24 protein-coding genes and 1 pseudogene are annotated in these 22,689 nt (G+C 36.4%); 20 read left to right on the top strand and 5 right to left on the bottom strand.

All coding sequences use genetic code 11. The features are described from left to right. Nucleotides 1-93 precede the first annotated feature (93 nt). The 5 genes from ACRPLQ_RS11865 to ACRPLQ_RS11845 all read left to right on the top strand — a co-directional run bounded on the left by ACRPLQ_RS11865 (nt 94) and on the right by ACRPLQ_RS11845 (nt 3,576). Entirely contained in the window at nt 94-813 is a 720-nt protein-coding gene (locus ACRPLQ_RS11865; RefSeq protein WP_063248072.1) for an SDR family NAD(P)-dependent oxidoreductase, read from the top strand. 139 nt (nt 814-952) lie between these two features. Further along, nucleotides 953-1,132, top strand: a complete 180-nt coding sequence (locus ACRPLQ_RS11860; RefSeq protein WP_080963388.1) for a hypothetical protein — start codon at nt 953-955, stop codon at nt 1,130-1,132. Between the two features lie 127 nt (nt 1,133-1,259). Next, complete coding sequence (locus ACRPLQ_RS11855) at nt 1,260-1,823, top strand: class I SAM-dependent methyltransferase (RefSeq protein ID WP_165635982.1); 564 nt, start codon at nt 1,260-1,262, stop codon at nt 1,821-1,823. Between the two features lie 11 nt (nt 1,824-1,834). Continuing rightward, nucleotides 1,835-2,515 carry a response regulator transcription factor gene (locus ACRPLQ_RS11850; protein ID WP_034265788.1) on the top strand — a complete coding sequence of 227 codons (681 nt, stop codon included), beginning with the start codon at nt 1,835-1,837 and terminating at the stop codon, nt 2,513-2,515. Next, entirely contained in the window at nt 2,512-3,576 is a 1,065-nt protein-coding gene (locus tag ACRPLQ_RS11845) for a HAMP domain-containing sensor histidine kinase (RefSeq protein WP_034265791.1), read from the top strand. The genes ACRPLQ_RS11850 and ACRPLQ_RS11845 overlap by 4 nt, the downstream gene beginning before the upstream one ends. Before the next feature lie 3 nt (nt 3,577-3,579). Here ACRPLQ_RS11845 and ACRPLQ_RS11840 read toward each other — a convergent pair whose 3' ends face one another. Next, complete coding sequence (locus ACRPLQ_RS11840; RefSeq protein ID WP_432236008.1) at nt 3,580-5,022, bottom strand: PLP-dependent aminotransferase family protein; 1,443 nt, start codon at nt 5,020-5,022, stop codon at nt 3,580-3,582. Nucleotides 5,023-5,125: 103 nt separating this feature from the next. Between ACRPLQ_RS11840 and ACRPLQ_RS11835 the strand changes: the two genes are divergently transcribed. From ACRPLQ_RS11835 to ACRPLQ_RS11820, 4 genes are all read left to right on the top strand, one after another. Continuing rightward, the gene (locus ACRPLQ_RS11835; protein ID WP_432236007.1) at nt 5,126-5,737 is read left to right on the top strand and encodes a LysE/ArgO family amino acid transporter; all 612 of its coding nucleotides are present in this window, start codon (nt 5,126-5,128) and stop codon (nt 5,735-5,737) included. A 47-nt stretch (nt 5,738-5,784) separates the two neighbouring features. Then, a complete protein-coding gene (fosB, locus tag ACRPLQ_RS11830) occupies nt 5,785-6,213 on the top strand; it encodes a FosB/FosD family fosfomycin resistance bacillithiol transferase (RefSeq protein WP_033578879.1) in 429 nt (142 codons plus the stop codon). A 115-nt stretch (nt 6,214-6,328) separates the two neighbouring features. Continuing rightward, nucleotides 6,329-6,526, top strand: coding sequence for a hypothetical protein (locus ACRPLQ_RS11825; protein WP_016763981.1), 198 nt, complete (start codon nt 6,329-6,331; stop codon nt 6,524-6,526). A gap of 457 nt (nt 6,527-6,983) precedes the next feature. Next, entirely contained in the window at nt 6,984-7,826 is an 843-nt protein-coding gene (locus ACRPLQ_RS11820; RefSeq protein ID WP_028413482.1) for a hypothetical protein, read from the top strand. A gap of 199 nt (nt 7,827-8,025) precedes the next feature. On the opposite strand, the pseudogene ACRPLQ_RS11815 reads toward ACRPLQ_RS11820, so the two are convergent. Continuing rightward, nucleotides 8,026-8,259: pseudogene (locus tag ACRPLQ_RS11815) on the bottom strand (hypothetical protein); the annotation flags it as partial. 332 nt (nt 8,260-8,591) lie between these two features. Between ACRPLQ_RS11815 and ACRPLQ_RS11810 the strand changes: the two are divergent. Further along, a complete protein-coding gene (locus ACRPLQ_RS11810) occupies nt 8,592-8,789 on the top strand; it encodes a hypothetical protein (protein WP_080754417.1) in 198 nt (65 codons plus the stop codon). Nucleotides 8,790-8,856: 67 nt separating this feature from the next. On the opposite strand, the gene ACRPLQ_RS11805 is transcribed toward ACRPLQ_RS11810, so the two are convergent. Both ACRPLQ_RS11805 and ACRPLQ_RS11800 read right to left on the bottom strand, forming a co-directional pair. Further along, entirely contained in the window at nt 8,857-9,642 is a 786-nt protein-coding gene (locus ACRPLQ_RS11805; RefSeq protein ID WP_028413480.1) for a nucleotidyltransferase domain-containing protein, read from the bottom strand. A 248-nt stretch (nt 9,643-9,890) separates the two neighbouring features. Further along, a complete protein-coding gene (locus ACRPLQ_RS11800; protein ID WP_432236006.1) occupies nt 9,891-11,444 on the bottom strand; it encodes an alpha/beta fold hydrolase in 1,554 nt (517 codons plus the stop codon). 231 nt (nt 11,445-11,675) lie between these two features. On the opposite strand from ACRPLQ_RS11800, the gene ACRPLQ_RS11795 reads away from it, so the two are divergent. Continuing rightward, complete coding sequence (locus ACRPLQ_RS11795) at nt 11,676-11,801, top strand: anti-repressor SinI family protein (RefSeq protein WP_154991390.1); 126 nt, start codon at nt 11,676-11,678, stop codon at nt 11,799-11,801. A gap of 182 nt (nt 11,802-11,983) precedes the next feature. Beyond that, nucleotides 11,984-12,319: a helix-turn-helix domain-containing protein gene (locus tag ACRPLQ_RS11790; protein WP_033578883.1), complete on the top strand. Its 336-nt coding sequence runs from the start codon at nt 11,984-11,986 to the stop codon at nt 12,317-12,319. A gap of 105 nt (nt 12,320-12,424) precedes the next feature. On the opposite strand, the gene ACRPLQ_RS11785 is transcribed toward ACRPLQ_RS11790, so the two are convergent. After that, complete coding sequence (locus ACRPLQ_RS11785; RefSeq protein ID WP_432236005.1) at nt 12,425-13,513, bottom strand: FAD-dependent monooxygenase; 1,089 nt, start codon at nt 13,511-13,513, stop codon at nt 12,425-12,427. 331 nt (nt 13,514-13,844) lie between these two features. Here ACRPLQ_RS11785 and ACRPLQ_RS11780 point away from each other — a divergent pair, with 331 nt between their 5' ends. From ACRPLQ_RS11780 to ACRPLQ_RS11745, 8 genes are all read left to right on the top strand, one after another. Beyond that, nucleotides 13,845-14,240: a hypothetical protein gene (locus ACRPLQ_RS11780; RefSeq protein ID WP_432236004.1), complete on the top strand. Its 396-nt coding sequence runs from the start codon at nt 13,845-13,847 to the stop codon at nt 14,238-14,240. A gap of 222 nt (nt 14,241-14,462) precedes the next feature. Then, on the top strand, nt 14,463-15,239 hold the full coding sequence (locus tag ACRPLQ_RS11775) for an NUDIX domain-containing protein (protein WP_028413475.1): 777 nt from the start codon (nt 14,463-14,465) through the stop codon (nt 15,237-15,239). 72 nt (nt 15,240-15,311) lie between these two features. After that, on the top strand, nt 15,312-15,860 hold the full coding sequence (locus ACRPLQ_RS11770) for a cysteine hydrolase family protein (RefSeq protein WP_028413474.1): 549 nt from the start codon (nt 15,312-15,314) through the stop codon (nt 15,858-15,860). Nucleotides 15,861-15,883: 23 nt separating this feature from the next. Then, a complete protein-coding gene (locus ACRPLQ_RS11765; protein WP_028413473.1) occupies nt 15,884-17,353 on the top strand; it encodes a nicotinate phosphoribosyltransferase in 1,470 nt (489 codons plus the stop codon). A gap of 15 nt (nt 17,354-17,368) precedes the next feature. Further along, complete coding sequence (nadD, locus tag ACRPLQ_RS11760) at nt 17,369-18,049, top strand: nicotinate (nicotinamide) nucleotide adenylyltransferase (RefSeq protein ID WP_028413472.1); 681 nt, start codon at nt 17,369-17,371, stop codon at nt 18,047-18,049. Between the two features lie 34 nt (nt 18,050-18,083). Then, nucleotides 18,084-18,905, top strand: a complete 822-nt coding sequence (gene nadE / locus ACRPLQ_RS11755) for an ammonia-dependent NAD(+) synthetase (RefSeq protein ID WP_028413471.1) — start codon at nt 18,084-18,086, stop codon at nt 18,903-18,905. 181 nt (nt 18,906-19,086) lie between these two features. Then, on the top strand, nt 19,087-19,524 hold the full coding sequence (locus ACRPLQ_RS11750) for a S1 domain-containing RNA-binding protein (protein WP_013056909.1): 438 nt from the start codon (nt 19,087-19,089) through the stop codon (nt 19,522-19,524). 740 nt (nt 19,525-20,264) lie between these two features. Continuing rightward, nucleotides 20,265-22,676 (top strand): S8 family serine peptidase, encoded by a 2,412-nt coding sequence (locus ACRPLQ_RS11745; protein ID WP_098627176.1) that lies wholly within the window; start codon nt 20,265-20,267, stop codon nt 22,674-22,676. Nucleotides 22,677-22,689: the final 13 nt, after the last annotated feature.

The raw sequence follows: 22,689 nt of genomic DNA, 5'->3' as shown, positions 1-22,689 counted from the left end.
AATGGACGTCTATATAGAAAATAATGGTATAATAAATGTTTGAATATTTACATAACAAGTATGTGTAACAGAAAGTAGATAAGAGGTGTCGAGATGAAAGAAAAATGGGTAATCGTCACGGGTGCAGGTGCTGGAATTGGAAAAGAAATTGTAAAAGAATGTGTGTCGAAGTGCTATTCAGTTATTGCTTGTGATAGTAATGAAGGAGCTTTGAAACAGCTAGCTGAAGATACAAAGGGCCATATTGAAACGTATGTAGTAGATGTTAAAGAAGGGAAGGCCGTAAAAAATCTTTTTTATCAAATAAAAGATAAAAATTTATATGGATTAGTTAATAATGCGGGCGTGTATTTAGGGAAAAATTTATTGGATTATGAAGAAAAGGAAATAGATTTTGTGATGGACACTAATATTAAAGGATATATTTATTTCTCCAAATACTTTGGTGAATTATTAATGGAAAAGGAAACAGAAGGAGCAATTATTAATATATCGTCCGTATCAGGAATGGAAGGAAGCTCCGATGCTATATATGGAATGTCTAAAGCAGCGATATTAGGATTAACCAAAAGCTGTGCAATGAATTTTTCTCCTTATATCCGTGTGAATGCCGTAGCACCTACAATGGTAAATACCGATATGATGAAAAATATTCCAGAGTGGCGCAAAAATGAATACATCGATCATCAGCTGATTCCAAGCTTTGTTACGCCTCAAGACGTGGCAGATACCGTTCTTTTTTTACTGAGTCCTCAAGCAAAACATTATACAGGAGCTACCTTTGATTTAAATAGCGGATGTTATTTACGATAAATTATCTTTTAAACGAGTAATCGAGGCTGGACAAAAATATTTTAGTTAAGAATAAATTCGAATGATCAATCGGTATTATTGACTGACCATTCGGATTTTTTACTGTTATTATAGACGTTGGTTTCACCGCTTCTAGCTGTTGATTGGAGGGCAAGGTGAAGACTCCTGCGGGAAAAGCGGAACAGATGAGACCCCACAGGCGCGTAAGCGACGAGGAGGCTCATCGGCCGCCCGCGGAAAGCGAAGTCTTGCACGGAAATCAACAGCGGTGTCAAGAGCAATCCATATGAGTTTATTAATCCAATTTGCTCGTCTTTAGATTGTGTTAATTCCGTTATGTCCCATCCTCCTTTTTGTTTTCTTAAGAATTCTTAAGAAATTTACTTAACGTTTCTTTAGATTTTTTTTCTATTCTAGAAAGAAAGAGTAGAAAGAAGGAATAGAAAATGAATTTAGCTTTTATGTATCAATATTTTCACCAGCCGCGAACGGTAGGAGCGCTTTTGCCAAGCTCTACGCACTTAGCGAAAAAAATGGTGAAAGGGATTGATTTTGAACATGCAGCCTGTATAGTAGAGTACGGGCCAGGAACCGGAGCTTTTACCCGTGAATTAATAAGAAGACGAAGCGCTTGTACAACTTTGCTTCTTATCGAATACAATCGGCATTTTTACGAAAAAGTAAAGGAACAAGTAAGAGATGAAAAAAATGTGTATGTGATACACGGCTCGGCTGAACATGTTCAAAAGTACTTGATACAGTATGATATTTCAAAAGTAGATTACGTACTATCAGGTCTTCCTTTTGCTTCTTTAGCAGCTGAGGTGTCAGATTGTATTTTGCAAAACACGCGAAGCGTATTAGCTGATGAAGGGAAATTTATTACGTTTCAGTATACGAATTTAAAAAAAGAGTTGATCCGCACGTTTTTCCCCCACATTAAAGTTGAAAAAGAGTGGAGAAACGTGCCTCCCGCATACATTTTTTCATGCGAAAAGAATGAGGTATAAGGAGTTTGTAAATGAAAGACAGAATTTTAATTATAGATGACGATGAGCAAATTCGTAATTTAATTGCTATTTACTTAGAAAATGAAGGATTTGAAACGCTGAAAGTTTCTAATGCTGTATCTGGATTAGCGCTTTTAGAGGAACAAGAAGTAGATTTAATTATATTAGATATCATGATGCCGCAGATGAATGGAATCGACGCAGCTTTTAAAATACGTGAAGAAAAAAACATGCCCATTATTATGCTTTCGGCGAAATCAGAAGATATGGACAAAATTTCTGGTCTAACAGCAGGCGCAGATGATTACTTAACAAAACCATTTAACCCACTCGAACTCATCGCACGAGTCAAATCACAAATTAGACGCTATAAAAAATACAATGAACGCGCTGAGCGTGACGTTATTCAAATTGGCGATTTGGAAATTAACCGCAGCACCCGCCTTGTATTTGTGCGCGGCCAAGAGATTCGTTTAACGCCAAAAGAGTTTGATATTTTAGAGCTGCTGGCACGCAACAAAGGAACAGTGATGAGCATGGGGAAAATATATGAAGCCGTGTGGCAAGAAGACGCGTTTAAATCGGATAATACTGTAATGGTCCATATCACAAAAATTCGTGAAAAAATTGAGGATAATCCGAAAAAGCCCATTTATATTAAAACCATATGGGGCGTAGGATACAGGATATGAGAAGAATAAGTGTAAAGCTTCTTTTTGCTATCATTATAAGTTTTTTGGCTACCAATTTAATTTTTATTTTAATTGCTAGGCTTGTTTTGAGCAGGTATATACAAGAAGAGAAAATGAATGTCCCTGCATATAATGTATTAGCGTTTGGACTTTTCTTTATCGCCGTTGTGGTCTTTGTTTTTGTTTTTTTAACACTTATTCGTTCCCATATTCGTTATCTGAAAGAAATCTCTAAACAAGTTCAAAAAATCTCAAATGGAGATTTAGGCGCAACCATCCATGTACGAGGAAAAGATGAGCTGGCTGAATTAAGTCAAAACATTAACAAGATGTCTGCGCAGCTTCGTACAAAGTTTGATCGTGAACGAGAGCTGGAGCAATTGAAAAATGAGCTAATATCAAGTGTGTCTCACGATTTGCGTACGCCTTTAACTTCCATTGTGGGGTACCTCGATTTAATCAAAAAAAGAGAAAGTATGGATGATCAAACATTAGATAACTACTTATATATTGTGGATTCAAAAGCAAATTATTTAACGGATTTAATAGATGAGTTGTTTGACTATACAAAATTAACGAGTCCGGATTTTCAGCTTCAGAGAAATGAAATTGACATGAAACGTTTGCTTCAACAGGTAATAGGAGAGTACGAGCCAATTTTAACAAGAGAAGGCATTGAAATTCAGACTAACTTTGCTTGTGAATGGCATGCATTTATTGATGTAGAAAAAATGGTAAGAGTCTTTCAAAACTTGCTCGAAAATGCCAAGAAGTACAGCGAAAAGCCTTCCGTATTAGAGGTGAATCAGGAAATTGATGAGGATTCGTTGGTAATTTCCTTTAGTAACAGCATTAACATCAGTGAAAAACTTGAGGTGGAAAAGTTATTTGATCGATTTTATCGAGGTGATGAATCAAGAACGAACGTAAATGGTTCAGGTTTAGGGCTGGCTATTGCAAAACAAATTATTCAGCTGCATCAAGGAGAAATACGAGCAGAGCGTCAGCACAATAAGCTCACTTTTTCGATAAAGCTGCCGCCTAACACAAGAAAGCCTTAAGAATCACTTGTAAAGATTCTTAAGGCTTTTTGCGACTATTTTAATGCCGTATTCAAATTCTGCAAGCGTCGCATAAGAAAAGGATATTCTGATATGCTGTGACGTTTCATGGTCATACAATGCGCCTGGATTTAAAAGAACTCCTTCGTCGAGACAGTGCTTAAATAATTTCCGCATCGAAACAGGCTTATGCAGCGTCAGCCAAAAATAAAAACCTCCGCTCGGAGTATTCCACGCAGCAAGACTTTTTAAATACTTCTCTAAAATAGCCTGCGTTTGCTGAGATTTTTCTTTTAATTTATAGCGTACGCTGGCAACGTGCTTGTCATAAATTCCGGTTTTTAGAGCTTCAGCAGCGGCCCATTGAGATAAGGAACTGGCTCCGTAGTCAACTTGCATTTTAAGGTCGGCCAATCGCTCAATTACATGTTCAGGCCCTACAATCCATCCAATTCGAAATCCCGGACTAAATGTTTTAGAGAACGTTCCTAAATAAAGAACCACTCCATTTTTATCTCGAGCTTTTAATGAAAGCGGAGGCGGTGAATGGAACCAAAGCTCTCCGTAAGCATCATCTTCAATAATCGGCAAATGCATTCTTTCACACTGGCGAAGCAGCTCTTGGCGCCTTTGTTCACTCATCGTTACATTGGTAGGGTTATGAAAGTTCGGTATTGTATATAAAGCTGTGCCTTTTTCTTTTTCGTGCTGGTCTTTTAATGAAGATAAATGAATTCCTTCTTTGTCTAACGAAATGCCCATTAGTTTCATTTTTGCGGACTGAAACAATGGTAGAGAATACAGATAAGAAGGCTTTTCAGCTAATATATTGGCACCTGGAGGCAGCAGGCCGATTGAAATTAACTGAAGGGCTTGAAGTGAACCGGATACAATTAAAATAGATGAAGGAGACGTTTCAATGCCGCGTTTTTTTACATGCTTCACTAACTCTTGTCGGAGCTCATCATTTCCTCTTGGGTGCTCGTAGCCCAAGTGTACGCTTCTATGGTTAGTTCCGCTAAATAGTTCCGCAAGATGATGGGAAGGAAGCAGGTCAGGTGCTAACTCTCCAGTACCTAAACGAATAATACCTGGTTGAAATTCAGCTTCATTAATACGGCGGATAGTCGGAGAATTTGGTTGGTAGATTCCTGCTTCTACATACGAATTCCAGTTCATCTGAGAAGCTGATGCGAGTAAGCTCCACGTATTATTGATGACCTTGGTGCCACCACCTTTGTTTCCACTGAGAAGTCCTTCAGCAATTAAGTTTTCGGTTGCCGTCACCACCGTGCTTCTATTTACAGAAAAGCTAGCAGCTAAATGGCGCTGCGAAGGAATTTTCGTTCCAATAGGCCACTCTCCATTTGTAATTTTCTCTTTCATATACTCTTGAATTTGTTTGTGCATTGGCTTTTTATCAGCCGGATCTGGAATCCAATTCATGTGAGACCACCTTTTTGTAATTTGGTTGGTATTATAAATCAAAACTTGGATGGAGACAACAGGGTACGTCAATTGTAAGATGAAAGAGAAAGGAGAGAACAACATGTTTACAGTGGTTATGCATGCTTTATTGTTAGCATTCGGTTTGATTTTACCTTTAGGAGTACAAAATGTGTTTGTTTTTAACCAAGGAGCAAATCAACGAACCATCAAACAGGCGCTTCCTGTAGTGGTAACGGCTTCTGTTTGTGATACGATTTTAATTCTAGTAGCAGTGCTGGGAGTTTCAGCAGTAGCCGCTACTTTTTCATTTTTTCAAGCGCTTATTTTTGGGATAGGTTTTCTTTTTTTAGCGTATATGGGCTTTGTGACGTGGAAGAGCGAACCTTCAAAAACGTCAGTAAAGGAAGGGATGACGGTGAAAGCACAAATTTTATTTGCTGCTTCTGTATCTCTGCTAAATCCTCACGCGCTGATGGATATTATGGGTGTAATCGGAACAAATTCTCTACTGTACAGCGGAAAAGAAAAATGGATTTTTACGCTCGTTACGATATCCGTTTCGTGGATATGGTTTTTATCCTTAGCTTTTGCAGGAAAAGCAGTAGGGGAAATGGATTCAAATGGGAAAATAATGATTTGGGTCAATAAGGCTTCTGCATGTATGATTTGGGGAGTAGCTCTTTACATGGCAAAAAGTATGTTTTTTCAGTAAAATAGGCGCTAAAAGAAAAGTTATATAATAGAAAGCGAGGGGTAAAGATGATTCAAGGAATTAATCATATATGCTTTTCTGTGTCAAATTTAGAACGGTCCATCATATTTTATCAAAAAGTGTTAGGGGCGGAACTTTTAGTAAAAGGAAAGTCCACCGCTTACTTTAGTCTAAATGGAATGTGGCTCGCGTTAAACGAAGAAAAAGATATTCCTAGATCAGAAATTCAGTATTCGTATACTCATTTAGCATTTTCTATTTCCATTGAAAGTTTTGACCAAGCAAAAGAGCTGTTAAAACAGCATAATGTAAATATCTTACCTGGAAGAAATCGTGACGAGAGAGACAAAAAATCTATTTATTTTACGGATCCTGACGGTCATAAATTTGAATTTCATACTGGTACGCTCCAAGACCGTTTAGCGTATTACCAAGAAGAAAAGCCTCATATGACATTTTATTCGCCAAAAGAGTAGTACTAAAATAGTTATATAAGGTTACAGTTTTATTACATTCGCATTCCTCGCTCAGTTATCATTAAATAAACGATTCTGTTGTGATATAATGGAAAAAAAGTGAGGAGGAGGAAGAATGTATACCGCAAAACAGGTGAAGTTTGGTTCGCATATTGTGATAGGCGTACTTTTCGGCATCCTAGCTGCAATGTTAATCGGCACTTTTTATCAAAATGTACCAGGTGTATTACCGTACGGGATGATTAGCGGACTTGCAGTAGGACTCATAGCAGATACATATTATACAATTAAAACAAAAATAAAGGTTATCTAATATAGTGTAGTACTATTCTCAGGAGAAATAAAAGATTCCTTTTGAAAATAGTACTATTTTTGTGAGAAAAACAGTTAATTTCTATTTTAGAAAAACAAGTTAACGCGCTAAAAAAATTGTGAATTTACTATTTTGAATCAGCAATAGGGGGTTGAAATATCGAATTAACTCTAAGTATAGAATTATATATTAAAGTAACTAACCGTTTTCTAAACAGTGAAACGGTTTTTACTTAGTTTCGTTGCGCGTCAGATAAAAGGTCTAATAATTAAGCAATTGTTCGTAAAACTGAGGATAAGAGATTTTTTAAAGCTGCTACTAACAGATAAACTACTGTTGCTTTTAATAGTTTATCTATAGAAAACTTGATAATTTTTCTAAAATCGTTCTTTTGGAGTACATAATATATGCTATCATTGTTTGGTGAAAAAACTACATACCAAAAAAAGGAGAAAAAATGAAGAATTTAAGAAAAATCGGTCTAGGACTTGTAGCATCTTTGCTATCTATTAGTTTAGTAGCTTGTGGGTCAACGAAAGAAGAACAAAAACAAGGATCTGCTAAGCAAGAGCAGAAACAAATGGGGAAAGAGCAGAAAAAACTCGAACAAAAACTCTCTAAATTAGAGAGTGAGTATGAAGAATATACAAAAGAAAAAGGATATATGGAATCTGATGATTATCTTGTTTTTGAAGCAGACTTTAACATACTAGCAAAGTCAATTGAAAGCAAGAATATTCTTCAGGGCGATGATGGTGAACTAGACAAACATGTAAAAGACTTAAAAACTGAGATAGACCATTTAAGTAATGATCAAGCAATAAAAGCTCAGAAGCGTTATGGTTCGGCAGTAGATGTGTACGAGGCTGCAATTGGTACTCATATGCATATTGTGTTAACTAAAGCGGATATTACTCAGCACTTTAATGCGGTGAACACTATTGAGTTAGACAAAGATTTTAATGCAGATAGCTACGATTATGAAAAAATTGATGCAGACGCAACTGAGGCTATTAAGTCTATACAAGGAATGCCTATGAAAAGAATAAAGCTTATTAAGGAAGAGTTGGAGAAATATAAAGCTAGCTTTAGTACTGAAGAATATAATCAATTGAATTCCGCAGTCACTAGCGTAACTTCGTCATTAAATAAACAAGTTGAAATGCTAGAAGTTCTACAAAAAGAAAGTGGTAAGGATAAATCAACTTTAGAAGAAAACACAAAAGCTGCTGAAACACAATTTTTAGATGCTAAAGAAAAAGTGTCTGCATTTGAATCTAAATATGATATCCAAATGTAAAATATATGCTTTAAATATAATTGTTTATTAAAATAAAAAAGCCGTTTCTTAACCAAAGAAACGGCTTTTTATTATTTATCTCTATTGATCTTTGGTGTACGTAAGAAGAGAGAGGGTAATAACGCAATTAGAGTCAATAGCGTCGCAAATAAGAATACATCGTTACTACCATATCTATAGTCGAAGTTGTTATTGCTTTAGCGAGGTGTTCCGTAGTTTGTTGCGTCATAATTGTAACAAGTATAGCAGTACCAATTGAACCTGCAACTTGACGAATTGTATTATTTAAAGCTGTACCGTGAGAAATTAAATGTTGAGGTAATTGGTTGATGCATTCAGTCACAATCGGCATCATAATTAATGCACCTGGCAATAATAGTAGATCTGATTGAAGCGGCGTAAAGCCTCGAATGCTTTATAGATAGATTGGCAGCGGTTTTGAAATTATTTAGGATGAAACATAAAAAATTATAATAAGTTTTGTTGAAAATCAACTTGGGAATTATTGATGTAATTTTCTGAAACTTTTATTAGTGCTATAACGTATAGTAAGTATAGGGAATGTTAATTTAAATTCCTTTTTGCGGAAAAACGTTTAACATAAAGTCGAATCATCTGTTAGTTCTGTTTTGTTTAAAAGAATGTGGAGGGGATAGTTATTAAAAAACTTGCCATTTTACTTGTTGGAGGGCTTTTATCCTGCGGAGGATATATGCTGTATTACGCGACGCTAGGTGAACTAAAGAAGAAAGAGGGGATATTAAAATGACAATGTTGCTATGGGCAGGCGGATGTATAGTGTTTTTGTTAGCAATGGGTTACATTGCAGATCGTGTAGCAATAAGGAGAAACATTGAATTTAGTCCGGAGGATGGAATTAAAAATGCTACAGATGCAGAACAAATATATGTGGAGAGCTATTTGAATGAAACAAAAAACACGAATAATAATATACCGCTTTAATAGAAATTATAAATAAAAGGTTTATCCGCTGCTACTTGCATTAGGGATAAGCCTTTTTGTTTTATACTTAGTTCCAAACTTCGTCTAAAGTATCTCTAAACAATTGATCTAATTCATATGTAGGGTCATCTAATTCTACAGATAAAGTTCTGACGTATTTGTCTAAACGGTCAATTTCTATGTTTAAAAATTCATTAATAACATTGATGCGTGGTTCTAAATCTAGCTCATCACCACTAATTTTACGCTTTAACAGCTTACTAACCTCTTCTTTTAATTCTCCTTCTGGTAACAGTTTCTCTAAGAGAATAGGGAATTCTAGTGGAGGAAATTCATTATATTGTTCAACCCACTTAGCAGCTAACACGGGTCTTAAAACGTAAAAATATTTTTTGATTTTTACTTCGTCACCTTGTAAATACTCTCTAAAGTTATTTCTAGCCATATTTAAATAGTGGTATATACAAGAAGTAGGAGTAAAGATGTTAGAATGTAGTTTTTTCATTTTATCAAATGTTGAATACGCCTTGTAATATACAATGTTTGATTGCATCCATTCTAGTAAAGGTGGGTTTGATTTTCTAAAAAGTTTTAATGTCTTGGTTAAGTCCCAGCCGCTAACATCTAATAGGTCATTAATAGGTAGCTCTATTACATCTCGCTTTTTACCTACACCGATTGGGTCAATGCTTAAATATTTATTTTTCTTATGAATATAAATAAATCTAACATCATAATCGCTATCTTTAGATGGAAAGTCCCATGCTCTACTTCCAGATTCACAAGCGTATAATACCTTTACGTCGTAATCTTCTTCAATTTTCTTTAAAGCTGCAACAATTGTTTCTCTCATAACCCAACCTCATTTTCTTTTAATGCTTTCTATATACAAAAGCTATTACTATTTCTCCTATTATATTTCATAATGTATGGAAAATGGTAAATACATAAAAAAAGCTTCCTTTAAGCCTCTAAAAATCTACGAAAATATAGAGAGTGAAAAACTATATCACTCAAAAAGCACTATATCCAATCCCTTTCTGCGGTAACAGGTTAGAAGCGTATACAGTTCTGCACGGTGATGGTATAAATGAGACTGATTTATTCAACTAAATACTGCATTTTTTGATTCAGCCAGTACTCTGATTTTTCATTATTATCGAGCTTGATATAGCAATCGATAATTTCATCATAAATGAATTCTTTTTCTTCTACTAAATCAATAAATTTAACGAGTAAAAATACGGCTTTCGAAACTTTTCCATTCTCACAAAGCCATTCTTTCATCCAGATTAATAGATCAAGAAGAATAATCTCTATTTTCACTCGGATATCAAGGAACCAGTCGTCATAAATCGTTGTTAAATAATGAGGAACTAATTGATGTAGGCGCTGTTCAGCTTCCTTGAATTTCAGCGACGGGTCAGACTGTTCGGTTATCCACTGAAGGTCAGTTAGTAAATCTAATCCATCGCTTGACACATCGGCATTTAAAGAAATGAGCTGCCTGTTAACAAGTAAAACCGGCTCTGAATTTTCTGCGTTCAATAACTTTTTTAAATGAGACAAGTAGACGCGTAAATTCTTTTTAGCATTGCTTAAAGGTATGTCAGGCCACAGTGCTTCGCATAGCTGTTCTCTGCTGATAGAATGATGAAAAATAAGATATAGTAAAATTTCTTGAGCAAAGCGCTTATTCCAGCCTTCTGTAATAAGCTGACCATTTACATAGACGGAAAAAGAGTATAAGAAATCTACTTTAAGGGAGGGTGTATGGGCATGAAAATCTTTTTGTATGTCTATAGCCGTATCACTTTCCCAGTTTTTAAGTATTTTCATAGAATCATTCTTTAAAGAAGGCAGCTGGCCTGTATTACTTTTAATAAAATCTATGACAATTTCTCTGAATAAAGCTGTTTTTTCTTTTACTAGAAATAGAGAATGTGCGTTAGGTATGGTCATATGACTGTAGTTTTTTAAAAACATCGTTTTTGAAATCAGATACTGAGATGAAAACAGCAAATCATGTTGGCCAGATAAAGTGAGTACAGGAAGTGAAATGCTGCTTAGCTCTTGAAATAGACTGGCTGTAATAGAAAGTTTAACGAAGCGGAAATATACATTGGGATCCATTTGTTTAAGTCTTTCAATAACCTCTTGTATGTTTGTATATTCCAGCCTTTCCAGTTTGCCTAATTCAAGGATTTTATTTACCGGTATTTGATTTTTGCTTTCTTCGTTGTAACATCTCTTAATCTTTTGAATGGTGCTATCTGAATAAAAAGGAAGAGACAGTAGTATCAGTCCTTCAATAAGAAATTCATAGCGGGCGGTAAATTTAACAGCGATTTGTCCTCCAAATCCCACTCCAACTAAGTAACACTTCTTTATATGCAACGTATGTAATAAGTGGAAAAGATCTTCGATATGAGCCTCAAAAGATATTTCCCCTGTAGCAGAGGCGCTATTTCCTGTCTCTCTCAAATCGTAATGAATAACACGGTAATGTTGGGTTAATTCCGCAGTAATAGAATCAAAAAGCGTATGATCAGTGACACAAGAATGAACCATAACAACGGTTTCTGTCTTGTCAGTGAACACGGGCGAATGAATTTTATAGTAAATTTTTTCTGTCGCCGTATGCAGAAAAGGCATAAAAGCAATCCTCCTAGTGTCTAACTGTAGCGTTTGTGTAACGGTAAAATCATTATGATAGGAATAGACAAAAATTTCAAAAAAATGGTTCTTTTTAGCAAATATAAAATGTCTAATGTTCTAGTAATATCCATTATACTGTAAAACCATAGTGAAAAATAAGGGAGAATGCCCAAAAACAGAAAAAAGAAAACGTTCTCAATTCCCGAAAAAGAAGAAAGGAAGCGAATTATGAATTTTAAAGACGAAAATGCGTTAGACTTAGAATGGGTTATGCTCATAATGGAAGCAAAAGAAACAGGTATAAGCATTGAGGAAATTAGACAATTTTTACAAAGTATTAGTTCAAGTTCTTAGCCGATACATCAGTAAGGAAATAAAGAATTCGTTACGGATAGCTAACCTTTATAGCGGGTCTCAAGCTATGTCCACTAGATGTATAATTATCCCTTTACAGTAAGAACGTTTATTTATAATGCACGATAAAGTGAAATTATGGTATTATTATCGATAAGTAAGCATTAGTAAGGGTGATTATAATGACAATTGGTCAACGTATTCGAGATCTTAGAATGAAACAGGGAATATCGCTAACAGAACTTGCAAACCGAGCGGGTGTTGCTAAATCGTACATATCTTCAGTAGAAAGAGGAATTCAGCTCAACCCATCTATTCAATTTCTAAACAAAATTTCTACCTCATTGAACGTGAGTATTGATAGATTGATTCATGAGCCTATGGATAAATCTGAATCGTTGGATATTGATAATGAGTGGCTTGAGTTAGCAAAAGAAGCAGCGGAGTCAGGAATAAGCAAAGAGCAGTTTAAACAATTTCTTGAATTTCAAAAATGGCAGCGGGCAAAGCAAGATTAACTTCGCGGAATATACATAAAAGATAACTTACATAGCACAACTGCTAAAAAATCATGATTGCAAAAAAGAGATTCCATTTATCTATGGAATCTCTTTTTTGTTGACTTAAGAAGAAATAAAATGAGACGGGAATTCTTTTTCTCGCTGAAACTGAATACGTTCAAGAGTTATTAATCTCGGCTTTCTTTTCTGTTCAAACTGTCTCAATGTTTCTGAAATCTCTTTGTTTTGATAAAAAACTTGATGCAGTAAGTCAGACAGTAAGTCAGCATCTTTTAATGACTCGTTTAATCCAAAAGCGCCAGTAGGAGTCATCGTATGAGCAGCATCACCTAACAAGAGCAGGTGATGTTTTGACCACACTTCGCTTATGCTGCTTTGCACAGAAAGAAGCGTAAAGTCTGACCACGACTTAATAAACCTTTCAATTGAAAGGTTTAAGCTAGGGAAAGCCTCTATTAAACGCTGAATAAACGGTTTAAACGATTGTTTTCGAAGAGCAGGATAGCTGCCTTTTTCAATATTCCATCCGATTTGAACAAAGCCTTTTACTTGAGAAAAAAGCGCTACCTGCTGCTGCTTCACAAGTGCAAATTTAATAGAAGGTTCCCAGTTGGCAGGTGCAGGAATTTTCGCCCAAAGCAAATCGTATCCATGATTATGAATATTGTTTTTTATGTGCGCAAGTTTGCGAACAGTTGAATATCGACCATCTGCTCCAATAATGATTTTACTTTCAACTATTATTTCACCCCGGCCTTTTTGCTGAGCTTTTATTCCAGTATATTGTCCTTTTTCATTTTGCGTTAGCTCCGTTACTTTTGTGCCCAGCATAAGTTTGTAGGAGGGATGGCTGCTTGCTCGGCTATCTATAGACTGAAGAAGATGCTGCTGTGGAACATGAATTCCTGCATGTCCAAGTTCAGATTCTATCGTTTTGAATACATGTCCATCTTTCCAGTATTCGACCCTAGACATTCGAAGGAGGCCTAAGCTTTCAATTTCTTCAAATATATGATGTTTTTTAAGAATCATTTCTCCATCTTCATTTAAATGTTCGCCTCGAAATTCTTTTCCAAGCTTATCAGATCTCTCTATCAGTATAGTTGATATATTTTGTTTAGCCAGTAGATAGGCTAGTAGAGCACCGCCTGGTCCGGCTCCTATTATACACACATCTGTTTGATAGTTCATTTTCTTCACCTTGTTTGTTATATGCAATTAAGTTACTTTTAGTAAGTATATTAACTTTTATAAATGTTAATGTCAACTTTTTTATAGCTTTTCTTCTATGGAATTCGTTCTTTGGTCGAAACACAAATAAGGTTTTACATAAACAAAGTCAAAGATTAAGTTTTATGGTAAACTAAAATATACAAATTATTTTGAATAATTTGTATAAAAAGGTGAAATTTAAACATTGTTGAGAAAAAGCACGGTTGGAAAGCTGCAGGATTTTTAGCAAGAAGAGTAGAGAACGTCTCTGAAAATTCTAGCAAACTCCAATTTCGACTGGAGGATGATTATGACAAAAGTAGAACATTATATTCAAACATTGGGTAACAGTGCAGATTTGCTAACGAAAAAGCAGACAAGCATTTACTTCGAAAAACTTTCAAACACCTTTCCTTTTTTAACAATCATGCAAATTAATTGGAGAAAAGTATTAATTAAAAAGTCCGCCCGGCATATTGAAGAAATCAAAAAATGGCTTCAAGAGATGAATATAAAAGAACATCAGGTTGTTTTATTTTGGAAACGAGCAACTAAAGCCTTAAGCGTCGATTTAGCTCAGGCTCTAACGTTTTTCCAACAAACAGCTGATCTTACAGAAGAAGCGTTTATTTACTGTCCGTCTGTTGACTATGTCATTGAATATTTTAAAGACGGTAAAATGATGATTGGTTTAGCAGCACGTTAATTAAAAGGGAAAAAAGCTGAGGGAAGAGGGGGAATGAGAACTTCTTCACTCGGCTTTTTATGCATATAAACTCTAAAAAATACGAAACATAACGTTATTTACAACATAAATTACCTTCTCTTTATAATTAGTGGGAAAAGTATTGACATTTTCCATAAAACAAATATAATTAACATTAATCATATTGTTAATTGTAAAAAGAGTGATCAGGAGAAATGCTGAATGTCGAACAAAAAAGCAATGACGAATCAAATGAAAAAAGAATACCCTAAACCCTATGGCTATACGTCAGATATTGCTGTATTTACGATTGTGACGGAAGAAAAAGAACCATACAAACCACCTAAAATGAATTTAAAATTAATGCTTATCCAGCGAGCAATGCTAAACGCGGAGGGAGAAAAGAACAGCGAAGCAGGAAAGTGGGCGCTTCCCGGCGGATTTGTCCATCCTGATGAATCAGCTTTTGAAGCGGCTAAAAGAGAGCTCGAAGAAGAAACGGGCGTGAACGATATCCATTTAAAACACTATGGTGTCTATGATGAGCCCGGAAGAGACGATAGGGGATGGGTCATCACAAACGCACATTATGCAATTGTCCCAGAAGATAGTCTAATAAAACGAAAAGCGAATGATGATGCTGCTCGAGTTGAATTATTTAAAATAGATGAAATCTTTTCATTGCCTTTAGCTTTTGATCATGAAATCATCATTCGAGATGCAATCAAGGAAATTAAGAAAGATTTATTGCAAACGACTATTGCTCAGAAGTTTCTGCCTTCTCAGTTTACATACTCTGAACTGCAGGCTGTGCTGCTTACCGTAACGGATGATGCGGCAATTAAAAGTGATCAGGCGTTTGCACGAAAAATAAGAATGCTGCCATTCATTGAAGAAGTAGACGGAAAAACAACGACGAGAACGTCTAAAAAGCCAACAAAGCTCTACCGGTTTGTTGAGATGAATGTGATGAAGCCAATCTATACAGCACGCTATTAAAAGAAAAAACTTTCAATTCAAATAATTAACAATATGTTAACTGTTAATTTTTATTTATGAGGGGGAAACATAATGAAAAAAGCACTGATTAACATTGATTATACCAATGATTTTGTAGCTGAAAACGGGGCTTTGACATGCGGAGAACCAGGGCGACACATTGAAACATCCATAAGCGATATCACGCGTCAATTTATTGAGCAAGGCGAGTATGTCGTGTTTGCCATTGATTTTCATAAAGAAAATGATTCCTTGCATCCAGAATCAGCGCTGTTTCCGCCTCATAATATTGAAGGTTCTGCAGGAAGGAAGCTATACGGAAAGTTAAATGATTTATATAATGTGTATCAATCAAAGGCAAATGTAGAATGGATAAATAAAACGAGATACAGCGCATTTGCTGGAACAGATCTGGAGATTAAACTGCGAGAAAGACAGATTACCGATGTCTACTTAGCAGGTGTATGTACGGATATCTGTGTACTTCATACAGCAGTAGATGCTTATAATAAAGGATTTGCTATTTATATTTATGAAAAAGCCGTAGCGAGCTTTAATCAAAAAGGCCATGAGTGGGCGCTCGAACACTTTAAATCTTGCCTCAGAGCAGAAATTATTTAAGGACATAAAAGTGGAGGAAATCAATGAATATGTTTACAGATGACAGCGTAATGCTACACACCGATCTATATCAAATTAATATGGGAGAAACGTATTGGGAAGATAACATTCATCAAAAGAAGGCTGTTTTTGAAGTTTTTTTCCGCAAACTTCCTTTTGGAAATGGGTATGCTGTTTTTGCTGGATTAGAAAGAATTATTGAATATATTAAAGCATTTAAATTTAGCGAATCTGATTTAACGTACTTGCACGAAGAATTAGGTTTTAAAGAAGATTATTTAGCTTACTTAAAAGACCTTACATTTACTGGGACAATTCGATGTATGCGTGAAGGTGAGCTTGTGTTTCATAATGAACCAATTTTACGTGTAGAAGCACCGTTAATTGAAGCTCAGCTTGTAGAAACAGCGATTTTAAATATTGTGAATTACCAAACGCTGATTGCAACAAAAGCAGCCCGAATCAAACATGTAGTAGGAGACCAAGTGGCAATGGAGTTTGGAACGCGACGCGCTCAAGAAATGGATGCTGCTATTTGGGGAACAAGAGCAGCCTATATTGGCGGATTTGGTGCTACTTCTAACGTGCGTGCAGGAAAGAAATTTGGAATTCCAGTTGCAGGAACGCATGCCCACGCAATGGTGCAAGCTTATAAAGACGAATATATTGCATTTCATAAATACGCTCGTCGCCATAAAAACTGTGTGTTTCTAGTTGATACGTACGATACGTTAAAATCAGGAGTTCCCAATGCGATTAAAGTAGCAAAAGAATTAGGAGACAAAATTAATTTTACGGCGATTCGTTTAGACAGCGGCGATTTAACTTATTTGTCTAAAAAAGCTCGTCAAATGTTGGATGAAGCAGGGTTTACAGAGACAAAAATTGTTGCTTCCAACGATTTAGATGAAGATACGATTATGCATTTAAAGTCGCAAGGTGCACAGATAGACATGTGGGGAATTGGTACGAAGCTCATTACTGCATATGATCAGCCGGCGCTTGGAGCAGTGTATAAACTCGTCTCTATTGAAGGAGAAAATGGCGAGATGATGGATACGATTAAAATTAGTGCGAATCCTGAAAAAGTCAGTACACCAGGGTTAAAGCGCGTATATCGTATTATTAATAATTTGAATGGGAAATCTGAAGGGGATTATATTACGATGGAAGACGAAGACCCTCAAAGCGAAGAGCGTTTAAAAATGTTCCATCCTGTTCATACGTTTATCAGTAAATTCGTCACAAATTTTGAGGCAAAAGAACTTCATCATGATATCTTTGTAAACGGAAAGCTTGTGTATGAAACAGAAGAACTTCAGGAAATTCAGCAGTACGTAAAAGATAATTTAGAGCTGCTTTGGGATGAATATAAGCGCACGCGCAATCCAGAAGAATATCCAGTAGATTTAAGCGAAAAGTGTTGGGAAAATAAAACGCGTCAAATTGCGTACGTAAAACAAAAAGTAGCGGAAGCCCTAAATAAAAAATAGTAGGGAGCTGGAGACATGTCAGATACGCTTGCTTATTTTCAACAGCTAAACCCTGATAAGAAAATAGATACGCTTTTAGAAAAAGGAGCGAAAATTGGGATTTATGGTTCATCTTTTGATCCGGTTACCAACGTTCATCTTTGGACGGCATCAACGGTTGCGCATCGAAAGAAGTTAGATGCTATTATCTTCTTGCCTTCATCGCACAAACGGACAGATAAAAAGCTCCAAACGTCCGATGAACACCGTGTAAATATGGTTAGCTTAGCGATTAAAGACAACCCGAAATTTTTGCTCGATACGTATGAGCTAGACGTATTGCCCGGCTATCATTACACATACTACACTATGGAGCACTTTAAAAAATTGCTCCCACACGCTGACTTATTTTTTATTATGGGAGCCGACTTACTGCAAGATATTGGTGAGGGCAAGTGGAAGAAAGCAGATGAACTTATTAGTGAAAACCAGTTTATCATCATGGCAAGAGAGGGAATAGACATGTTGAAAGCTATTAGTCATTCTCCTTTGCTTCGAAATTATGACGACGGCCGGTTTCAGCTTCTTGATAAGGGGCTTGCAATGGAAATCAGCTCTACTTATATTCGTCAAGAATTTGCCAGGGGCGGAGAACCACGATATTTAATGCCTGATCTCTGTTATTTTTATAGTAAAGAACATGGTTTGTATCAGTAAGAAATCTACATATAATGGAAGGAGAGCATGTATTATGTCAGACATGCAAGAAAAAATAAGAAAAGAGCTACATGTGAAATCTGAAATTGATCCAGCACAAGAAATTCGTGCCCGCGTTGATTTTTTGAAAAACTACCTAAAGTCAGCAAATGCAAAAGGCTTTGTATTAGGTATAAGCGGAGGGCAGGACTCTAGTTTAGCTGGACGATTAGCGCAGATTGCTGTAGACGAATTGCGAAAAGAAGAATATGAAGCAAAATTTGTAGCCGTTCGCTTGCCTCATGGCACGCAGCATGATGAAGCGGATGCGAAGGCGTCACTAGAATTTATTAAACCTAATGAAACATATACATTTAATATTAAAAACACGGTGGAAGCATTTGAAAGTTCGTTTACAGGTTCTACAGATATAGCACTGTCTGATTTTCATAAAGGAAATGTCAAAGCACGTACGCGTATGATTGTACAGTATGCAATCGGAGGAGAAAACGGCCTTTTAGTTATCGGAACCGATCATGCAGCAGAAGCAGTAACAGGCTTTTTTACAAAATACGGAGATGGCGGAGCAGACGTGCTGCCTCTAACGGGATTAACAAAACGTCAAGGAAAAGCATTGCTAAAAGAATTAGGTGCAGATAAACGATTGTACGAAAAAGTACCAACCGCTGACTTATTAGATAATAGTCCTGGTCAATCTGATGAAACGGAACTAGGAATTTCTTATGATGAACTAGACGATTATTTGGAAGGAAAAGAAGTATCACAAGAAGCCGTTGAAAAAATTGAACAGCGCTATCGTATTACTGAACATAAGCGTCAGTTACCGGCTAGCATGTTTGATGAATGGTGGAAATGAGAGAAATGCCCATATTAGGTATATCTAATATGGGCATTATTTTGACTGATTTCTTTCATAAAACAAAAAAGTGGCGGAAAAAGTGTAATTTAACAAATTGTTTTCTCATACACACTTTGTTATTCTTACGCACTTTGGTATAATGAAGTGCTTTTAATATTATTGAGGAGGAACATTTTTTATGGCAGTTGAAGTAGGTAGCAAGGTACAAGGTAAAGTAACAGGTATTACTAATTTTGGAGCATTTGTAGAATTACCTGGAGGTCAAACTGGGCTTGTACATATTAGTGAGGTAGCTGACAGCTATGTAAAAGACATTAATGACCATCTTAAAGTTGGTCAAGAAATTGAAGTGAAAGTCGTTAATGAGAAAGACGGAAAAATTGGATTATCGATTAAAAAAGCGATAGATAAACCGGAAAGACCCTCATCTTCTTATTCACAACGCCCGCCACGTCAGGCAAGAAATAATGATAATCGTTCTAAAAGCAACTTCCAACCAAAGGAAAACTTCGAACAAAAAATGGCGCGTTTCTTAAAAGATAGTGAAGATAATTTATCTACACTAAAACGCAGCACTGAATCAAAACGAGGTGGCAGAGGCGGAAGACGCGGATAAATCCCTTCCACTCTAACTACTTTATTATATAGTTGAAGCAAGCCAGTAAAAATTGGCTTGCTTCTTTTTTGTGATAGCTTAAGTACATACGCTAGAAGAGTAAAGAGAAGGTTAAGCACTTACTTAGTTGTAAAGTAGATGCCAATCGTGACAAGAGATGAAAGAAGATCAAGGATGAGTAGGATGAAATTTAAATCTATCATAATCATACCTCCCTTTTTGCGAGCGTTGACGTTAGTATCTGCACGAACTACTTTTATTATTCGTAATTTTTAAAAATTTCATTTAATTAAATGTGATATTTAATATTTAATTAAACTATGTTCTAAATAATAATTAATAAAATAAAAAACGCTTATAAGAACAATTTTCTTAAAATAATAAAAAAACCTTATAAGTAAACGAAGAGAAAGTAGGAATGAGTCCCTCATCGAAATAGCTAAATTAACAGAAAATCGTCAGTATTCTTGTATATTCATCTAATTTTTTCATAATTTTAGGAATAAAAAAGTGCTGAAAAAGCAAAGAACAGACAAAATTCTTCCTTTTTTGAGCAGTAGTGCTCAATTTGGAGAAATATATAAAATGATTCCATAGACTCAAGGATTTTATAGTAATATATAGAACTTCCATACTATTCTAGTTTTTAGCTCATTAGCTAAGTAAAAGATGCGTATGTTTTGGGGATGAAGACATACATAGTCGTACGAATTATAGAGAGAAATGGAGAGGGAAAAACGATGAAAAAAGTATCAATTCGGGCTGTATTGAGTACAGTAGCATTTTCGGTTGCTTTATCTTCTTTTGCAATGGGAGCATCGGCTAATGGAAATTCAAAGCCGGCGCTGGAACCGTCACTAGTTAAAATTCAAGGAGACTATAACTTAAAATCGGCTAAAAAAGTAAAAGTTATTGTGGAGTTAAATGAAGAGTCTGTAGCGGAAGCCAAGAAAAAAGGAGTAGCGCAAAGTAAAGGAAAGATTAAAAAAGCGCGTGACGAAGTGAAAAAAGAACTTTCAAAAGCTTCTAAAACTTCAAAAGTAAAGCGAGAATACGACCAAGTGTTTTCTGGGTTTTCAGCGGAACTTCCGGCTAATGACCTTGAAAAAGTAGCAAGTTTACCTGGAGTAAAAGCTATTTATCCAAGCGTTGAATATCATACAACAGAAGTGAAATCGAAAGAAGTGAGCGCCGAAGAATACGGTTCTGAAATGGATAAAAGCATTTACTACGTGGGAGCAGATCAAGCGTGGAAATCAGGATATACAGGTAAAAATATGACCGTAGCCGTTATCGATACAGGCGTTGATTACGACCACCCGGATTTAAAGTCGGCGTTTGAGAAATATAAAGGATGGGATTTTGTTGATGATGACAAAGACCCTCAAGAAACGCCGGCTGGAGATCCAAAAGGCGAAGCGACAACGCACGGTACGCACGTAGCGGGAACAATTGCAGCGGACGGAAAAATTAAAGGGATAGCTCCTGATGCTCATTTACTTGCGTATCGTGTACTAGGCCCAGGAGGAACGGGTTCAACCGAAGACGTGATTGCCGGTATTGAACGTGCGGTAGAAGACGGGGCGGATGTAATGAACCTGTCGCTTGGAGATACGATTAATAATCCGGACTTGGCAACGAGTATTGCATTAGATTGGGCAATGGAAGAAGGAGTAGTAGCCGTTACATCAAATGGAAACAGTGGACCAGCTAACTGGACAGTAGGCTCTCCGGGAACGTCTCGTGAAGCTATTTCAGTTGGTGCGACTCAGCTTCCTTATAATTTGTATAAAACGACATTAACCGTAGATAACGCAAGCTATGCTTCAGCTGAAGTAATGGGCTTTCCAAACGACAAGGCGTTACTGGATGCAAGCGGTAAAAATTATGAATTTGTACCTGTCGGACTTGGAAAACCAGAAGATTTTGAAGGAAAGGATGTAAAAGGAAAAGTAGCGGTTATTTCCCGCGGTGACATTGCATTTGTAGATAAAGTTGACAATGCGAAAAAAGCTGGCGCTGTTGCAACAGTCATTTACAATAACGTAGAAGGAACAATTCCTGATATTCCAGGTACATCTCTGCCGAGTATTCGCCTATCGAAAGCCGATGGACAAGCTTTGATATCTTCTTTAGCAAAAGGATCCGTCACAGGCTCTTTTACTGCAACCTTTAATCAGACAGTCGATGAAACAATGGCTGACTTTTCATCTCGCGGACCGGTTGTGGATACGTGGATGATTAAGCCGGACATTTCGGCACCGGGAGTCGATATTATCAGTACAGTGCCAACCAATGATCCAAGCAATCCTCATGGATATGGATCAAAACAAGGAACAAGCATGGCCGCACCGCACGTAGCAGGAGCAGCAGCGTTAATTTTACAGGCGCATCCCAATTATAAAGTAGAAGACGTAAAAGCATCTTTAATGAACACAACGGAACTGCTTCGTGACCGCAACGGGCTCATTTACCCTCATAATACGCAGGGTGCAGGAAGCATGCGCGTAGTAGATGCAATTAAAGCAAAAACGCTTATTACCCCAGGAAGTCACTCGTACGGCGTCTTTTATAAAGATAAAGGGAAACAAGTAGAAAAACAAAGCTTTAAGATTAAAAATCTATCAAATCACAGTCAAAAATACTCGGTCAAAGTGAAATTTAAGAAAAGCCATCAAGCAATTGACGTTAAATCAACAAACGATTTAGTTGTTAATGCAGGAAAAACGCAAAAAGTAAATCTCAATGTAAAAGTAGATGCAGGGAAATTATCTCCTGGCTATTACGAAGGCACAATTACGGTAAGTAACAATAAAGAAACGTACGATGTTCCAACGATCTTATTTGTAAAAGAGCCGGATTATCCTCGCGTTACTTCTGCGTATGTAGATGTACTAGGAAATGGCTCGTTTGAATACGGCAGTTATTTACCAGGAGGAGCAGAGAAGCTTAGCTATTACATTTACGATGCAACGCTAGAAAAAGGGGAATTGTTAAGTTCGTATACGAATGTAGGAAAAGGATTCTCTAGCGCAACGTGGGACGGAAAAATTAATGGTGAAGCTCTTCCAGCGGGAACGTATTATTTATACGCAGAAGCAGTAAAAGCAGGTCAGACGACCGGTTCTTTAGGAGAATTTGAAATTCAATAAATAAAAAAGAGTG

It is taken from the genome of Priestia sp. TRN 1309, assembly GCF_050846875.1.
Classification (GTDB): Bacteria; Bacillota; Bacilli; order Bacillales; family Bacillaceae_H; genus Priestia; species Priestia zanthoxyli.
Note: the sequence above shows the minus strand (reverse complement) of the source record. Positions and strands in the feature narration are given on the sequence as shown.

Excerpts from the sequence above, each read along its gene's own strand:
- ACRPLQ_RS11865 (WP_063248072.1), top strand. The coding sequence starts at position 94 with ATGAAAGAAAAATGGGTAATCGTCACGGGTGCAGGTGCTGGAATTGGA.
- ACRPLQ_RS11855 (WP_165635982.1), top strand. The coding sequence starts at position 1,260 with ATGAATTTAGCTTTTATGTATCAATATTTTCACCAGCCGCGAACGGTA.
- ACRPLQ_RS11850 (WP_034265788.1), top strand. The coding sequence starts at position 1,835 with ATGAAAGACAGAATTTTAATTATAGATGACGATGAGCAAATTCGTAAT.
- ACRPLQ_RS11845 (WP_034265791.1), top strand. The coding sequence starts at position 2,512 with ATGAGAAGAATAAGTGTAAAGCTTCTTTTTGCTATCATTATAAGTTTT.
- ACRPLQ_RS11840 (WP_432236008.1), bottom strand. The coding sequence starts at position 5,022 with ATGAATTGGATTCCAGATCCGGCTGATAAAAAGCCAATGCACAAACAA.
- ACRPLQ_RS11835 (WP_432236007.1), top strand. The coding sequence starts at position 5,126 with ATGTTTACAGTGGTTATGCATGCTTTATTGTTAGCATTCGGTTTGATT.
- fosB (WP_033578879.1), top strand. The coding sequence starts at position 5,785 with ATGATTCAAGGAATTAATCATATATGCTTTTCTGTGTCAAATTTAGAA.
- ACRPLQ_RS11825 (WP_016763981.1), top strand. The coding sequence starts at position 6,329 with ATGTATACCGCAAAACAGGTGAAGTTTGGTTCGCATATTGTGATAGGC.
- ACRPLQ_RS11820 (WP_028413482.1), top strand. The coding sequence starts at position 6,984 with ATGAAGAATTTAAGAAAAATCGGTCTAGGACTTGTAGCATCTTTGCTA.
- ACRPLQ_RS11810 (WP_080754417.1), top strand. The coding sequence starts at position 8,592 with ATGACAATGTTGCTATGGGCAGGCGGATGTATAGTGTTTTTGTTAGCA.
- ACRPLQ_RS11805 (WP_028413480.1), bottom strand. The coding sequence starts at position 9,642 with ATGAGAGAAACAATTGTTGCAGCTTTAAAGAAAATTGAAGAAGATTAC.
- ACRPLQ_RS11800 (WP_432236006.1), bottom strand. The coding sequence starts at position 11,444 with ATGCCTTTTCTGCATACGGCGACAGAAAAAATTTACTATAAAATTCAT.
- ACRPLQ_RS11795 (WP_154991390.1), top strand. The coding sequence starts at position 11,676 with ATGAATTTTAAAGACGAAAATGCGTTAGACTTAGAATGGGTTATGCTC.
- ACRPLQ_RS11790 (WP_033578883.1), top strand. The coding sequence starts at position 11,984 with ATGACAATTGGTCAACGTATTCGAGATCTTAGAATGAAACAGGGAATA.
- ACRPLQ_RS11785 (WP_432236005.1), bottom strand. The coding sequence starts at position 13,513 with ATGAACTATCAAACAGATGTGTGTATAATAGGAGCCGGACCAGGCGGT.
- ACRPLQ_RS11780 (WP_432236004.1), top strand. The coding sequence starts at position 13,845 with ATGACAAAAGTAGAACATTATATTCAAACATTGGGTAACAGTGCAGAT.
- ACRPLQ_RS11775 (WP_028413475.1), top strand. The coding sequence starts at position 14,463 with ATGTCGAACAAAAAAGCAATGACGAATCAAATGAAAAAAGAATACCCT.
- ACRPLQ_RS11770 (WP_028413474.1), top strand. The coding sequence starts at position 15,312 with ATGAAAAAAGCACTGATTAACATTGATTATACCAATGATTTTGTAGCT.
- ACRPLQ_RS11765 (WP_028413473.1), top strand. The coding sequence starts at position 15,884 with ATGAATATGTTTACAGATGACAGCGTAATGCTACACACCGATCTATAT.
- nadD (WP_028413472.1), top strand. The coding sequence starts at position 17,369 with ATGTCAGATACGCTTGCTTATTTTCAACAGCTAAACCCTGATAAGAAA.
- nadE (WP_028413471.1), top strand. The coding sequence starts at position 18,084 with ATGTCAGACATGCAAGAAAAAATAAGAAAAGAGCTACATGTGAAATCT.
- ACRPLQ_RS11750 (WP_013056909.1), top strand. The coding sequence starts at position 19,087 with ATGGCAGTTGAAGTAGGTAGCAAGGTACAAGGTAAAGTAACAGGTATT.
- ACRPLQ_RS11745 (WP_098627176.1), top strand. The coding sequence starts at position 20,265 with ATGAAAAAAGTATCAATTCGGGCTGTATTGAGTACAGTAGCATTTTCG.